General features: G+C 72.1%; 10 protein-coding genes. 2 read left to right on the forward strand and 8 right to left on the reverse strand.

The window, feature by feature from the left end:
• Positions 1–26 precede the first annotated feature (26 nt).
• Together treS and DNL27_RS10125 are read right to left on the reverse strand one after the other, a co-directional pair.
• Positions 27–1,796, reverse strand: a complete 1,770-nt coding sequence (gene treS, locus DNL27_RS10115) for a maltose alpha-D-glucosyltransferase (RefSeq protein ID WP_012398932.1) — start codon at positions 1,794–1,796, stop codon at positions 27–29.
• A 94-nt stretch (positions 1,797–1,890) separates the two neighbouring features.
• A complete protein-coding gene (locus tag DNL27_RS10125; RefSeq protein ID WP_370447100.1) occupies positions 1,891–4,371 on the reverse strand; it encodes a maltotransferase domain-containing protein in 2,481 nt (826 codons plus the stop codon).
• Between the two features lie 116 nt (positions 4,372–4,487).
• Here DNL27_RS10125 and glgP point away from each other — a divergent pair, with 116 nt between their 5' ends.
• Complete coding sequence (gene glgP / locus DNL27_RS10130; RefSeq protein WP_112235473.1) at positions 4,488–7,118, forward strand: alpha-glucan family phosphorylase; 2,631 nt, start codon at positions 4,488–4,490, stop codon at positions 7,116–7,118.
• A gap of 82 nt (positions 7,119–7,200) precedes the next feature.
• On the opposite strand, the gene glgX is transcribed toward glgP, so the two are convergent.
• The 6 genes from glgX to DNL27_RS10160 form a co-directional block, all read right to left on the reverse strand.
• The gene (glgX, locus tag DNL27_RS10135) at positions 7,201–9,357 is read right to left on the reverse strand and encodes a glycogen debranching protein GlgX (protein WP_012398935.1); all 2,157 of its coding nucleotides are present in this window, start codon (positions 9,355–9,357) and stop codon (positions 7,201–7,203) included.
• Positions 9,344–10,312 carry a 23S rRNA (guanosine(2251)-2'-O)-methyltransferase RlmB gene (gene rlmB, locus DNL27_RS10140; protein WP_012398936.1) on the reverse strand — a complete coding sequence of 323 codons (969 nt, stop codon included), beginning with the start codon at positions 10,310–10,312 and terminating at the stop codon, positions 9,344–9,346. Before rlmB ends, glgX begins: the two co-directional genes overlap by 14 nt.
• Positions 10,313–10,397: 85 nt before the next feature.
• A complete protein-coding gene (cysS, locus tag DNL27_RS10145; RefSeq protein WP_112235474.1) occupies positions 10,398–11,837 on the reverse strand; it encodes a cysteine--tRNA ligase in 1,440 nt (479 codons plus the stop codon).
• 283 nt (positions 11,838–12,120) lie between these two features.
• A complete protein-coding gene (gene ispF / locus DNL27_RS10150) occupies positions 12,121–12,660 on the reverse strand; it encodes a 2-C-methyl-D-erythritol 2,4-cyclodiphosphate synthase (RefSeq protein ID WP_229577323.1) in 540 nt (179 codons plus the stop codon).
• A 299-nt stretch (positions 12,661–12,959) separates the two neighbouring features.
• A complete protein-coding gene (gene ispD / locus DNL27_RS10155) occupies positions 12,960–13,694 on the reverse strand; it encodes a 2-C-methyl-D-erythritol 4-phosphate cytidylyltransferase (RefSeq protein ID WP_112235475.1) in 735 nt (244 codons plus the stop codon).
• A gap of 16 nt (positions 13,695–13,710) precedes the next feature.
• Positions 13,711–14,196, reverse strand: a complete 486-nt coding sequence (locus DNL27_RS10160) for a CarD family transcriptional regulator (RefSeq protein ID WP_112235476.1) — start codon at positions 14,194–14,196, stop codon at positions 13,711–13,713.
• A 221-nt stretch (positions 14,197–14,417) separates the two neighbouring features.
• Between DNL27_RS10160 and DNL27_RS10165 the strand changes: the two genes are divergently transcribed.
• Positions 14,418–14,957, forward strand: a complete 540-nt coding sequence (locus DNL27_RS10165) for a hypothetical protein (protein ID WP_229567851.1) — start codon at positions 14,418–14,420, stop codon at positions 14,955–14,957.
• Positions 14,958–14,989: the final 32 nt, after the last annotated feature.

Raw genomic sequence — 14,989 nt, forward strand, 5'->3', positions numbered from 1 at the left:
GCTCGCACGGGCGGACCCGCGCGGGCTCACTCGCCGCGCGCGGGCCTGATGATGGGCATGGCCACCGTCTCCGGGTGGTGGCCGTCCGGGCTGGGCGCCGTGCGCAGCCGCAGCCAGAAGAAGTCCTGGGAGCCCAGGGTCACGCGGTAGTCCCCCGCCTCCGAGAACTCCCCGAACGGCTCGCCGCCGAACAGCTCCCGGGTGCCGCGGCCCGCGTACTCCGCGAGGTGCACGGAGCAGCTTGCGGGGGTGTGCGCCAGGTTGAACACGCACAGCAGGGTCTCGCCCACGCCGTCGTCGGCGTCCTCGGGGGCCAGCCGGCGCAGGAACGCAAGCACCGACTCGTGGTCCGTGTCCACGTTGATGTACTCGCCCATCCCGAACGCCGGGTGGGCCTTGCGGACCATGAGCATCTGACGGATCCAGTGCAGCAGGGAGGACGACGACGCCAGCTGGGTCTCCACGTTGGTCTGCGCGTAGTTGTAGACCAACGACTGCACCACCGGGAGGTAGAGCTTGCCCGGGTCCGCCGTGGAGAAGCCCGCGTTGCGGTCCGGGGTCCACTGCATGGGCGTGCGGGAGGCGTCACGGTCGTCGAGCCAGATGTTGTCGCCCATGCCGATCTCGTCCCCGTAGTACAGGAACGGGGAGCCCGGCAGGGACAGCAGCAGGGCGTGGGCGAGCTCGAGCTCCGCGCGGGAGTTGTCGAGCAGCGGGGCCAGGCGGCGTCGGATGCCGATGTTCGCGCGCATCCGGGAGTCCGGGGCGTACCAACCGAGCATGGCCTGGCGCTCCTCGCTCGTGACCATCTCCAGGGTCAGCTCGTCGTGGTTGCGCAGGAACGTGCCCCACTGCGTGCCCCGCGGGATCTGCGGGGTGTTCGCCATGGTGGAGACGATCGGTGCGGCCTTCTGGTCCCGCAGCGAGTAGTAGATCCGCGGCATGATCGGGAAGTGGAAACACATGTGGCACTCAGGGGAGTCCTCGGTGCCGAAGTACTCCACGACCTCGTGGGGCATCTGGTTGGCTTCCGCGATGATCACGCGCCCGGGGTACTCGCGGTCCACCATCTCGCGCAGCCGCACCAGGAAGTCGTGCGTGCCCGGCAGGTTCTCGCAGTTGGTGCCCTCCTCCTCGATGAGGTAGGGGATGGCGTCCGCGCGGAAGCCGTCGATGCCCATGTCCAGCCAGAACTTCACCACGTCGAACACGGCCTCGACGACCTTGGGGTTCTCGAAGTTCAGGTCCGGCTGGTGGGAGAAGAACCGGTGCCAGAAGAACTGCCGCCGCACGGGGTCGAAGGTCCAGTTGGAGACCTCGGTGTCCACGAAGATGATCCGCGCGTCCTGGTACTTCTCGTCCGTGTCCGACCACACGTAGAAGTCCCCGTACGGGCCCTCGGGGTCCTCCCGGGACGCCTGGAACCACGGGTGCTGGTCGGAGGTGTGGTTCAGGGGCAGGTCCGTGATCACGCGCAGCCCACGCGCGTGGGCCTCGGCCACGAGTCGCTTGAAGTCGCTCACGGTGCCGAACTCGTCCAGCACGGAGTAGTAGTCGGAGATGTCGTAGCCGCCGTCCCGCAGCGGGGACTCGTAGAAGGGCGGCAGCCACAGGCAGTCGATGCCCAGCCACTGCAGGTAGTCGAGCTTGTCGATCAGCCCGGTGAAGTCCCCCGAGCCGTCGCCGTTCGCGTCCGAGAAGGCGCGCACGAGGACCTCGTAGAAGACCGCCTTGCGGAACCAGTCGGGGTCGTGGGCGATCCCGGGAGAGTTGAGGTGGAAAGGAGTGGTGCTCATGATCGGCGGGGCTGCCCTCTCGCAGGATCTGGTGTGGGGTTCGGGTGGCGCTCGGTGCGCCGCGGCCGCCGGGGCGGCCGGGGCGGCCGCGGGCTCACTTCACGCGGCGGCGGATGCTCAGCACGTGCGCGGGCTCCACGTACGGGTCCAGCCGCACGTAGTTGTGGGTGCCCCACTTCCAGCTCGCGCCGGAGATGAGGTCGTCCACCCAGAAGGAGCCGTCCTCGTTGAAGTCCTCGTCCCGCAAATCCAGCGGGGCCAGGTCCAACCACACGGTGGCCTCGCGCGTGGCGTGGGGATCCGTGTTGACCACCACTACCACGGTGTCCTTGACCTCCACGCCGTCCCGCTGCACCGTCTTGGTCTTGCTGAACGCGACGATGGCGTCGTCCGAGGTGCTCTGCACCGTGAGGTTCTGCAGGTCACCGAGCGCCGGGTGGTCCCGGCGGATCTGGTTCAGCCGCGTGATGTACGGGACCAGAGACTCCCCGCGCTCCACGGCGGCGTCGAAGTCCCGGGGGCGCAGCTGGAACTTCTCGTTGTCGATGTACTCCTCCGCGCCCGGGCGCGCCACGTGCTCGAAGAGCTCGAAGCCCGCGTACACGCCCCACAGCGGGGAGGCGGTGGCGGCGAGCGCCGCGCGCACCTTGAACGCGGCCGGACCGCCGAACTGCAGGTACTCCGTGAGAATGTCCGGGGTGTTGACGAAGAAGTTGGGGCGGTAGAACCCGGAGGTCTCGTGGGAGATCTCCTCGAGGTACTCCTCGATCTCCTCCTTGGTGTTGCGCCACGTGAAGTAGGAGTAGGACTGCTGGAAGCCGGCCTTGGCGAGCCCGTGCATCATGGCGGGGCGCGTGAACGCCTCGGCCAGGAACACGGTGTCCGGGTGATCCTCGCGCACGCGGGCGATCAGCCACTCCCAGAACCACAGGGGCTTGGTGTGGGGGTTGTCCACGCGGAAGATGTCCACCCCGTGGGAGATCCACAGCTCGACCACGCGCAGCACCTCGGCCGCGAGGCCCTGGGGGTCGTTGTCGAAGTTCAAGGGGTAGATGTCCTGGTACTTCTTGGGCGGGTTCTCCGCGTAGGCGATGCTGCCGTCCGCGCGGGTGGTGAACCACTGCGGGTGCTCGGTGACCCACGGGTGGTCCGGGGAGGCCTGCAGGGCGAGGTCCAGAGCGACCTCCAGGCCCAGTTCGTGGGCGTGAGCCACGAAGGCGTCGAAGTCCTCGAACGTGCCGAGGTCCGGGTGGATGGTGTCGTGCCCGCCCTCGGGTCCGCCGATGGCCCACGGGGACCCGGGATCCTGCTCACCAGCGGTCAGCGTGTTGTTGGGTCCCTTGCGGTGGTTGCGCCCGATGGGGTGGATGGGCGGCAGGTACGCCACGTCGAAGCCCATGCTCGCGGCACGGTCCAGTGCGGAGACCGCGGTGCGGAACGTGCCGGAGGTCCAGGTCCCGGTGGCGGGGTCGTAGGTGGCGCCCTCGGAACGGGGGAAGAACTCGTACCACGCACCGCGCCCGGCGGCCTCCCGCTCGACCTCGATCGGGTAGTGCTCGGAGCTCGAGACCAGGTCCCGCAGGGGGCGCTGCGCCACGTAGCCGCGCAGGGTCTCGGACGTCGCGATCTGCCAGCGCTGCTCGGGGGTCAGGGAGGTGTCGCGCATGGCCTCCGCGGCGCCCTCGAACGCGCGAACCTCCTGGTGTCCGCGGTCGGACTCCTTGCAGGCGGCGTCGAAGAGCAGGGAGGCCTCCTGGAACATGAGCTCCACGTCCTGGCCCACCCCGAGCTTGATCTCGGCGGCGTGGTGCCACGTGCCGTAGAGGTCGGACCAGCCCTCGACCGCGAAGCTCCAGCGGCCCTCGTACTCGGGGCGCAGCCAGGCCTGGTAGCGGTCCGTGCCGGTCTCCACGAGCGTCATGGCCCGGCGCTGCGTTTCGCGCCCCTGAGGGTCGTAGAGCACGGCCGTGACGCCGAGGGAGTCGTGGCCCTCGCGGAAGGCCGTGGCCATGACCCGGATGTCCTCGCCGGGGATCGCGGTGGCGGGGAAGCGCCCGCCCTCGACCACGGGGCTGACGTCCGAGACCGGGATGCGGCCGTACACCAGGTCCTCGGACGGGAAGTCCACGGTCTCCTCCTCGGTGTCGGATGCCGCGGGCGCGGTACCCGGGTCCTCCGCGTTCCCCGCGGGGTGCGGTGCCTGCGCACCGCCCGTTCCACGGTCGGTGGCGGACGACGCCGCCGCGTCCCGGGATGCGGCCACGCCCGCCTGGGCGTGCTCCGAGTCCCGGTGCCCGGCCCGATCGTCCGTGACCCGGTGCGCCGAACCGTCCTCGGTGCCCTGCCCGGCGCGGTGCTCCGTAACCTGGTTCTCCGCACTCGGCTTCTCCGCAGCCTGCGGCGCGGACGGCTCCGTGCCGGCCCGGTGGACCGAGGGAGCGACGTCGGGCACGCCGGAGGCCGGGACGGGCGGGCTCAGCCGCGACCCGACGTCCGGGTGGGCACCCCCCGCGGGGGCGTCCGGTGCGGTCTCTGAGGAGGGGCGGCGGCCTTGGGGCTGGTTCTGCTGCGACACGTGAGCAACGTTACCCACTATCGGCGGGATTCTTAAGGCCGCGCCGGGCTCCCCCGGCGGGCACGCGTCCGGTGACACCCGTGCGGCACGGGCCCCCAGCCGATAGGCTCGCGGGTGTGAAGGCAATCCGCAGGTTCACCGTCCGCACCGTCCTCCCCGAGTCGATCGCCCCGCTGGGGCGCCTGGCCAGGAACCTCCGCTGGTCCTGGCACGAGCCCACCGAGCGGCTCTTCGCGGAGCTCAACCCGCACGCGTGGGAGTCCGTCCACGGGGACCCCGTCAAACTCCTCGGCTCGCTGACCCGCGAGGAGATCCAGCAGATCGCCCAGGACCCGCAGCTCGTGGCCAGGGTCCGCGAGCTGGACGCCGATCTGCAGACCTACCTGACCGAGCCCCACTGGTACCAGCGCACCCAGGGTCCCGACGCCCCGGCCGCGATCGCGTACTTCTCCGCCGAGTACGGCATCACCTCCGCGCTGCCCCAGTACTCGGGTGGGCTCGGCATCCTCGCCGGGGACCACCTCAAGACCGCCTCGGACATGGGCGTCCCCGTGGTGGGCGTGGGGCTGCTGTACCAGGCCGGCTACTTCAAGCAGTCCCTGTCCCGCGACGGCTGGCAGCAGGAGACCTACCCCGTCCTGGACCCGGACGAGCTGCCGCTCACGCTGCTGCGGGAGGCGGACGGCACCCCGGCCCGCGTGAGCCTGCCGCTGCCGGACGGCCGGAGCCTGCGCGCCCAGATCTGGCGCGCGGACGTGGGGCGCGTGCCCCTGCTGCTGCTGGACTCGAACATCCCGGACAACGACGACGCCGCGCGCAACGTCACCGACCGGCTCTACGGCGGCGGCAGCGACCACCGGCTGCAGCAGGAGCTGCTGCTGGGCATGGGCGGGGTCCGTGCCCTGCGCATCCACAGCCGGCTCACCGGCGCCCCGGCCCCGGAGGTCTACCACTGCAACGAGGGCCACGCGGGGTTCCTGGGCATCGAGCGGATCCAGGAGCTCATGGATCCTGCCGGCGACGCCGCTCCCATGACGTGGGGCGAGGCCCTCGCCGAGGTCCGCGCGGGCACGGTGTTCACCACGCACACGCCGGTGCCCGCGGGCATCGACCGCTTCGAGCGCGCCCAGGTGGAGCACTTCTTCGCCGCGGGGCTCACCCCCGCCGTTGCCGTGGGCAACGTGCTGGACCTCGGCGCCGAGACCTACCCCGGCGGTGACCCGCGCAAGTTCAACATGGCGGTCATGGGACTGCGTCTGGCCCAGCGCGCCAACGGCGTGGCCAAGCTGCACGGTGCGGTGTCCCGCTCCATGTTCCAGGGGCTGTGGCAGGGCTTCGACGTGGAGGAGGTGCCCATCACCTCGATCACCAACGGGGTGCACGTGCCCTCCTGGATCGACCCCACCGTGTGGCAGCTGGCCGTGGAGCCGCAGGAGAACGACCTCGACCCCGCCGCCCGGTGGCGCAAGATCTACGAGGTCCCCGACGCCGAGCTGTGGGCCACCCGGCGGATGCTGCGCGAGCGCCTCGTGCTGGACGTCCGCGAACGCCTGCGCGCCTCGTGGAAGAAGCGCGGGGCCACGGACGCCGAGCTGGGCTGGACCGAGTCCGTGCTGGACCCGGACGTGCTCACCATCGGCTTCGCCCGTCGCGTGCCCACGTACAAGCGGCTCACGCTCATGCTGCGGGACCCCGAGCGGCTCAAGCGGATCCTGCTGGACCCGCAGCGGCCCGTGCAGCTCGTGGTCGCGGGCAAGTCCCACCCCGCGGACGAGATGGGCAAGCGGATGATCCAGGACCTCGTGCGCTTCACGGACGACCCCGAGGTGCGCCACCGGATCGTGTTCCTGCCCAACTACGACATCGCCATGGCCCGCGTGCTCTTCCCGGGCTGCGACGTGTGGCTCAACAACCCGCTGCGCCCGCTCGAGGCGTGCGGCACCTCGGGGATGAAGGCCGCGATCAACGGCGGGCTGAACCTCTCGGTGCTCGACGGCTGGTGGGACGAGATGTACGACGGCCAGAACGGCTGGGCGATCCCCACCGCGGACGGCAAGGCGAGCACGGACGAGCGGGACGACGTCGAGGCGGCCGCGCTCTACGAGCTCATCGAGAGCCACGTGGCCCCCCGCTTCTACGGGGACGGCTCCGAGGGCGCGGCCCCTGCTGCGCGCGCGGACATCCCCGCAGCCCCACAGGACGCCGTGCCCCACCAGTGGCTCGCCATGGTGCGGCACACGCTCGCCACCCTGGGCCCCAGGGTCTCTTCCCGGCGCATGCTCACCGACTACGTCCAGCAGCTCTACGTGCCCGCGTGCGTCTCCAGCCGCCGTGCCACGGCCGACGACGGCGCCGTGGCACGCGCCGGTGCGCAGTGGATCGACCGGGTCCGGGACGCGTGGCCCGGGGTGCGGGTGGAGCACGTGGACGCCCAGGGCGTGCACCAGGAGCCGCAGATCGGGGACGAGCTGGGCATCAGCGCCTACGTGGACCTGGGCCCGCTGCAGCCCGAGGACGTCACCGTGCAGGTGGGGTTCGGCCGCGTCAGCGAGTCCGACCACATCCACGAGCGCTCCTACGCCGAGCTGCAGCCCGTGGAGGACCTCGGCCAGGGCCGCGTGCGGTTCAGCGGGCCCATCACGATCGACCGCTCCGGGCCCTTCGGCTACACCGTGCGGGTGCTGCCGCACCACGAGGACCTCGCCGGCCCCGCCGAGCTGGCCCTCGTGCGCAACGCCGCGGACTGAACCCGTCCCGCAACAGGCCACGCCCCCTCCCGCACCGGACACCGGCGCGGGAGGGGGCGTGGCCGTGCGATGGCCGGGCGTCTCAGGTGACGGCGAACATCGCCACGCTCTGCGCGGGGACCTCCACCGTGTCACCGGTGCGCCAGCGGTTGCCGGTGAGCTCGTCCAGCTGCGGATCGGTGGCGAGCACGAGCCGGTAGCGGGCCTCGCGCGGGGGCGGGGCGGCGTCGTCGTCAGGCGGTGTCTCGAGCGCGGGCAGCACCGCGGAGACCGGCGCCTCGGTGCCGTTGAGCACGAAGAGCCCCGCGAGGTCTCCCCCGCGCGCCGCGAGGACCACCTGCAGCGCGCGCTCCCCGTCCGTCTGCCACCGCTGCCCCGTCATGGGCTCGCCGGTGCTCGCGTACCACAGCAGCACCACGTCCTCGGGGCGGGTGGGGAACTGCCGTGGCTGACCCGCGAGGAACGCGCGGCGGGCGCGGATGAGCCGCTGGGTGGTGTGGAACATGGAGCGCGCGAACGGGGTGAGCCGCCAGTCCACCCACGAGAGCCGGTTGTCCTGGCAGTACGCGTTGTTGTTGCCGTCCTGCGAGCGCAGCAGCTCGTCCCCGGCGGTGATCATCGGCACGCCCTGGGAGAACAGCAGCGTGGCCATCATGTTCCTGGCCGTGGCCGCCCGCGCCGCCCGGACGCGGACGTCCGCGGAGAATCCCTCGTGCTCGTGGTTCCACGAGTGGTTGTCGTTGGTGCCGTCCGCGTTGTTCTCGCGGTTGGCCTCGTTGTGCTTGGTGTCGTAGGCCGTGAGGTCGTAGAGGGTGAACCCGTCGTGCGCGGTGACGAAGTTGACCGACGCCAGGGTGCTGCGCCCGTGGGGCGCGAAGAGCTCCGCGGAGCCGGACATCGCCGCCGCCAGGCGTGCCGCCGTGCCCCCTCCGCCCCCGCGGCGCATGGTGCGCTGGCCCGCGAGCCAGAAGTCCCGCACGGTGTCCCGGTACTGGTCGTTCCAGTCCGCCCACCCCGTGGGGAAGCGCCCGGTCTGCCAGCCGCCGGCACCCACGTCCCACGGCTCGGAGATCATCCGCACGCCCTGCAGCACGGGGTCCGCGGCGACCGCCACGAAGAACGGGTGGTGGCGGGTGAAGTGGTGGTGCTCGTCCCGGCCGAGCTCCGGGGCCAGGTCGAAGCGGAAGCCGTCCACGTGGCACTGCGTGACCCAGTACCGCAGGGAGTCCAGCGCCATGCGCACCACCTGCGGGTTGGAGAAGTCCAGGGAGTTCCCGCACCCGGTCACGTCCACGTAGTTCCCGTGGGCGTCGTGACGGTAGTACTCGCGCTCCCCCAGACCCCGCCAGCAGTAGGCCCGCTGTCCCGGGCCCCCCTCGGCGGTGTGGTTGTAGACGACGTCCAGGAACACCTGAAGCCCCGCACCGTGCAGGGCGTCCACGGCGGCCTTGAACTCGTCGAGCACCGCCGTGGGCCCGGCGGCCTGGGCGGCCGCGGTGGCGTAGCCGGCGTGCGGGGCGAAGAAGCTCAGGGTGTTGTAGCCCCAGTAGTTGGTGAGCCCGTTGGCGGTGAGGTGCTGCTCGTCCAGGTGGGCGTGCACCGGCAGCAGCTCCACGGCCGTGATCCCCAGGCTGCGCAGGTAGTCCAGCATCACGGGGTGCGCGAGCCCCGCGTAGGTGCCCCGCAGCTCGTGCGGGATGTCGGGGTGGAGCATGGTGAGGCCCTTGACGTGGGCCTCGTAGACCACGGTGTCCCGCCACGGCGGGGTGGGCCGGTGGTGGTCCTGCCACTCGTGCTCCTGCGCCGTGACCACCGAGACGTACATCCCGCCGTAGGCGTCGGGGCCGGGATCCGCCACGTCACGCGGCGGTGCCACCCGTTCGAGTCCCCGCCCGTACGGGTCCAGCAGCACGGGTTCCACGGCCGGGTCCGGGGCGGGGGCGCCCGCCGGACCGGCCGCCACGAAGCCGTAGCGGGTGCCCTCGGGCATGGCCACGCACACGTCCCGCGCGAGCTCCTCGGGGGTCATTTGCTGCGCGGGCACGCCGCGCGGGCGGGGCACCGTGGCGTAGTGGATCCCGTGGTTCTCCCCGTTCAGGCGCAGCCGCTGCCACGGCTCGCCCGGGCGCTGGAGGACGAGGTCCACCTCGTCCGGCCCGGGAGCGTAGACGGCCACGTTGGCCGTGCCGTCCCCGGAACGTGAGGGGTGGACTCCCAGGGGGTGGCTACGCGCTTGCACGGCGGCGCGCGATCTCGTACAGCGTGATCCCCACCGCCATGGACGCGTTGAGCGACTCCATGGCGGACTCGATGGGGATGGAGACGATCGCGTCGCAGTGCTCGGTCACCAGCCGGGAGAGCCCCTTGCCCTCCGAGCCGACGACCACCACGAGGGGTTCGGTGGCGAGTTCGAGCTGGGGCAGGGACATGTCCCCGCCGCCGTCCAGGCCCACCACGAAGTAGCCCTGCTTCTTGCAGTTCTGCAGGGTCCGGGTGAGGTTGGTGGCCTTGGCCACCGGCACGCGCGCGGCCGCACCGGAGCTGGTCTTCCACGCGGTGGCCGTGACCCCGGCCGAGCGGCGCTCGGGCAGGATCACACCGTCCCCGGCGAACGCGGAGACGCTGCGGATGATCGCGCCCAGGTTGCGGGGGTCGGTGATGCCGTCCGCCGCGACCAGCAGGGGCGGGTGCTCCCGGTCCGCGGCGTGCATCACGGAGGCCGCGAGCTCGTCCGCGTCCGGGTACTCGTACGGCGGGACCTGCAGCACCACGCCCTGGTGGATGGCGTCCGACGAGAGCCGGTCCAGCTCGCCGCGGGAGGCCTCGAGCGTGGGCACCTGGCGCTCGGCGCACAGCTGCAGGATGTCCTTGACGCGGTCGTCCACCTCGATCTTGGACGCCACGAACAGGGTCTTGGCGGGCACTCCCCCGCGCAGCGCCTCGAGCACGGAGTTGCGGCCCGTGACGAGGTCCTCCTTGATGGGACCCGTGCCGGAGCGCTGCGGGCGGCGCGGCTGGTTCTGCTGCTTGCGCGCCGCGGCCTGCTTGGCCTTGTACGCCTTGTGGTAGACGCGGTCCTCGGCCTTGGGCGTGGGACCGCGGCCCTCGAGGCCCTTGCGGCGCTGCCCGCCGCTTCCCACGACAGGGCCCTTCTTCTTCTTGCGGACGGCTCCGGGGCGGCTGTTCTGGGCCATGGTCACTACTTCCGTGTCGGTCACGGGTCACGGCCGGACGGCCGCCCCGGGGTGGTCGGCGATCTCGCCCCAGTTTAGGACAGGGTCACGATTCCACGGACCACGCGGAGCCCTGCGCACCGTCCTTGACGACGACGCCCGCGGCCGCGAGCTGGTCCCGGATGCGGTCCGCGCTGGCCCAGTCCCGCGCGGTGCGCGCTGCCGCGCGCTGGGCGAGCAGGTCCTGCACGAGCACGTCGAGAGCGCGGTGCTCAGCACCACCTGCGCCGGCGCCCTCCAGGTCCATGAGCTGCAGCAGCCCGAGGACGTCGGACATCCCGGCGACGGCCGCGACGAGGGGGCGGGCGGCGTCGTGGTCTCCCGTGGCGAGCGCCGAGTTGGCCGCGCGCACCGTCTCGTGCAGCACGGCCAGTGCGCGCGGGACGTTGAGGTCGTCGTCCATCACGGCCACGAACTCGGCGGGGACGTCCTGCGTGTCCCGGTCCAGGCCGAGGCCCGCGGCGCGGGCGGCCACCAGGACGGCCTCCACGCGCTCCACCGCGGCGGTGGCCTCCTGCAGGGAGGTGGGCCGGTAGTCCAGCACGGAGCGATAGTGGGCCTGGCCCAGGTAGTAGCGCACCGCGAGCGGGCGCGCCTCGCGCAGCATGTCCTGCGGGGAGACCGTGTTGCCGATCGACTTGGACATCTTCTCGCCCTCGTACGTGACCAGCCCGTTGTGCAGCCAGAAGTTCGCGAACTCCCGCCCGGCCGCCGTGGACTGGGCGAGCTCGTTCTCGTGGTGCGGGAAGCGCAGGTCCAGTCCGCCGCCGTGGATGTCGAAGTGGGCACCCAGGTACTTGTCCGCCATCGCAGAGCACTCCAGGTGCCAGCCCGGGCGGCCGCGGCCCCACGGGGAGTCCCAGGACGCGCTCAGCGGCTCGTCCTCCTTGCGGCCCTTCCACAGGGCGAAGTCGCGGGGGTCGCGCTTGCCGCGGGGATCGGCGTCCGGGGCGTCCTGCATGTCCTCGACCCGCTGCCGGGTCAGCTCCCCGTAGCGGGGCCAGGACCGGACGTCGAAGTACACGTCCCCGGAGCCGTCCGTGGCCGGGTAGGCGTGACCGGCGTCGATCAGCTCCTGGATCAGCGCGTGCATCTCGGGCACGTGGCCCGTGGCCCGCGGCTCGTACGTGGGGCGGTCGATGCCCAGGGCGGCGTACGCCTGCCCGAACACGCCCTCGAAGCGGTAGGCCAGCGCCCACCACGGCTCCCGCGCGTGGTCGCCGCTGTAGTCCTGCTCGTAGGACGCGCGGGAGTTCACCAGGATCTTGTCGTCGATGTCCGTCACGTTGCGAACCGTGGTGACCTCCAGTCCACGGAAGCGCAGCCAGCGGGCCAGCACGTCGAAGACCAGCGCCGAGCGCACGTGACCGATGTGCGGCGCCCCCTGCACCGTGGCCCCGCAGTAGTACAGGCGGGCCTCCCCGGGATGGACGGGGACGAAGTCCTTGGTGGTCGCGGACGCGGTGTCGTAGAAGCGCAGAGTCACCGGGCCATTCTAACGGGGCATCCACCGCACACGACGGCGCCCGGCAGCCCCCGGCGGTCGCCACCGTGCGCGGCGCCGCGGCTCGGCTGTTCCCGCTCGACCGGCACGGCGCACTGGCCCCGGCCGGCCCGACCAGATCTGCGGGCCTTTCCTGCCGAGACATCCAGCGGGCCCGCGTGGGGTCCGAACGGGCGCGGCTGACGGCGGCGGGAACGGCGCCACTCGGGCGGGCGGCGTCGTCCTCCCGGAAGCTGCCGCCCGCGCGGGCTGCGGCGCCCGGAGCTCAGGAGGTGCGCACCACCAGGGCCGTGGCGATCGCCGCGATGCCCTCCCCGCGCCCGGTGAGCCCGAGGGCGTCCGTGGTGGTGGCGCTGAGGTGCACGGGTGCACCCGCGGCCTCGGCGAGCACCGCGGCCGCCTCCTCCCGGCGGGGTGCGAACTTGGGGCGGTTGCCCACCAGCTGCACCGAGATGTTGCCCACCGTGAATCCGGCCTCTGCCACGATCCGCACGGCCTCCGCGAGGATCCGGCAGCCGGAGGCCCCGGCGAACTCCGGGCGGTCCGTGCCCAAGTGCACCCCGAGGTCCCCCACCCCGGCGGCCGAGAACACGGCGTCCGCCGCGGCGTGGGCCACCACGTCCCCGTCCGAGTGCCCGCTCAGCCCGCGCTCGCCCGGCCAGTGCAGACCCCCGATCCACAGCGCAGTGCCCTCCGGCCCGAAGGCGTGGACATCCACCCCCACCCCCACGAGGGGCAGCGGGTACGGGAGGCCAGCACCGGCCTCGGAGGCGGGTGCGGCGGACTGGTCGGGTTCGTGAGCCATGCGCTTATTGTCCCGGACGAGCCATCGATCTGCGGACTCGCGGCCGTCGGCCGCGGTCCAGTCCGCCCGGGCAGGGGATCACCTCGGACCCGGGACTCCGGCCCGGTTCCGGGCGGGAAGCGCCTGGGCGCCCGCGGGCCCGTCCGGGGCGGGTGAGCACTTCACGGCCTGCCGCTGGACGTGGCCGGGCGCTCCGTGGCGCTATGGGGGTGCCTTTCCGCATCGCGTGGCCTCGCGGGGGGCGTCGCCGGACCGCGGCCACCGCGGTGGTTCCCTGTGGGGCACAGGGAGCGGATACCTCAGCCGCGGGACTCCACGACCGCACGCGCGAGGACCAGGTCCAGGGGGCGGGTGATCTTGAAGGACTCGAGGTCCCCGGCCACGAGGACCACCGGGTGCTCCGGGGCGTAGCGCTCCACGAGGCTGGCGTCGTCCGTGATGCCGCCGGGATCCTCCGCGCCGCGATCCGGCAGCAGCCCCGCCGCCCCGTTCACCCGTTCCAGCAGGGCGCGCCCGAAGCCCTGCGGGGTCTGCACCGCCCGCAGGGCTGCACGGTTCACGGTCCCGGTGCTGCGCCCTGCGGGGTCCACCCCGCGCACGGTGTCCGTCACCTCGGTCACGGGCACCACGGCCTGCGCGCCGTCCTGCAGGGCGGCGAGCACCCGCGCGAAGACGGCGGGCGGGGTGAGGCAGCGAGCGGCGTCGTGCACCAGCACCCGCGTGACCCCGGAGGGCAGCGCGGCCAGGGCACGGGCCACGGACTGCGCGCGCGTGGCCCCGCCCGTGACGGCCCGCGCGCCGCACGCGGCCGCCACCGCGGTGAGCTCGGTGTCCCCCGCCGGCACGGTGACCAGCAGCGACGCCGCGGGCAGGGCCTCCCGCACCGTGGTCAGCGCGTGCTCCAGCAGCGGCCTCCCGGACAGCGGCACGAGCGCCTTGGGCATGCCGTACCCGAGCCGCGTGCCGGAACCCGCGGCAACGACAACGACAGCGAGCCCGTCCGGTGCGGACGGGCTCGCTGTGCGGTGGTGCATCACGACGGGGCGGGGATCAGGCCGCGGACAGGATGTCGTCCAGACGCTTCTCCGCCTCTTCCTCGTCGATCTTCTTGGCCAGGGCCAGCTCGGAGGTGAGGATCTGACGGGCCTTGGCGAGCATCCGCTTCTCCCCGGCGGAGAGACCCTTGCCGCGGTCGCGCCGCCACAGATCGCGCACGACCTCCGCGACCTTGAGGACGTCGCCGGAGGCCAGCTTCTCCAGGTTGGCCTTGTAGCGGCGGGACCAGTTGGAGGCCTCCTCGGCGTCCTGGGCCTGCAGCACCGCAATGACCTGCTTGAGACCGTCCTCGTCCACGACGTCTCGCACGCCCACGAGGTCCACGTTCTCCGCCGGGACCTCGATCATGAGGTCCCCCTGGGTCACCTTGAGCCGGAGATACATCTTCTCTTCACCCTTGACGGTGCGAGTCTTGATCTCCTCGATGGTCGCGGCACCGTGGTGCGGATAAACGACCGTTTCGCCAACCTCGAAAACCATGCACAAACCCCTTTCAGCGCGCCAAGTCTACCACGGTGTATGATTCGCCGACGCTTCCGGGACCCCTCCCGGACGGGCCCCGACGGGCCGTCGCGCACCGGCTCCGGGGCGGGCCCGGCCCGGCGCCACGGCCCGGGCCCGGATGCAGACGATCCGTGGCCAAACCGATAGACTGCACGCAGATCGAGTCCCACCGTCGGAGAGCCCGAGGAGTCCGTGCCGTGAAGAACGCCGCCCACAAGAAGTTGCAGCACCTCGGAATGGGTGCGGCAGCGCTTGCCGTCCTGACCAGCGTGAGCGGTTGCGCGTACATCAGCCCCCAGGCCACCACCGACAGCTTCGCCCCGGCGGACGGCGTGCAGATGGACCTCGGGGACCTGCAGCTGCGCAACGTGCTCGTGGTCGCGGAGAACGCGGACTCCGAGGGGCGCGTGCTGGGCACCGTGATCAACAACGGTGACTCCACCCAGACCGTGACCCTCGACGCCAAGGGCTCCAGCGCCAAGGTGGAGGTGCCCGCCAACAAGGAAGTGGTGCTGGAGAAGTCCAAGCCCGTGCTGCTCGAGAAGGCCGGCGCGAACCCCGGGCTCATGGTGGACACCACGTTCAGCGGCGACGGCCAGAACCAGACGGTCTCTGTGCCCGTCCTGGACCACACCTACCCCCGATACGCCTCCTTCGTGCCGGGCGGTGCCCCCACCACCCCGGCCAACCCCTCCAACACCAAGGCGCCCGAGGGCAAGCACGAGGGCGGTCACTGACCACCTCCCCACGGACCGGGTCTGCACGAGGA

It is taken from the genome of Kocuria sp. BT304 (genome assembly GCF_003290245.1).
Classification (GTDB): Bacteria; Actinomycetota; Actinomycetes; order Actinomycetales; family Micrococcaceae; genus Kocuria; species Kocuria rhizophila_A.

Coding starts and splice junctions, on each gene's coding strand:
- treS (WP_012398932.1), bottom strand. CDS start 1,796: ATGAGCACCACTCCTTTCCACCTCAACTCTCCCGGGATCGCCCACGAC.
- DNL27_RS10160 (WP_112235476.1), bottom strand. CDS start 14,196: ATGGTTTTCGAGGTTGGCGAAACGGTCGTTTATCCGCACCACGGTGCC.
- ispD (WP_112235475.1), bottom strand. CDS start 13,694: ATGCACCACCGCACAGCGAGCCCGTCCGCACCGGACGGGCTCGCTGTC.
- ispF (WP_229577323.1), bottom strand. CDS start 12,660: ATGGCTCACGAACCCGACCAGTCCGCCGCACCCGCCTCCGAGGCCGGT.
- rlmB (WP_012398936.1), bottom strand. CDS start 10,312: ATGGCCCAGAACAGCCGCCCCGGAGCCGTCCGCAAGAAGAAGAAGGGC.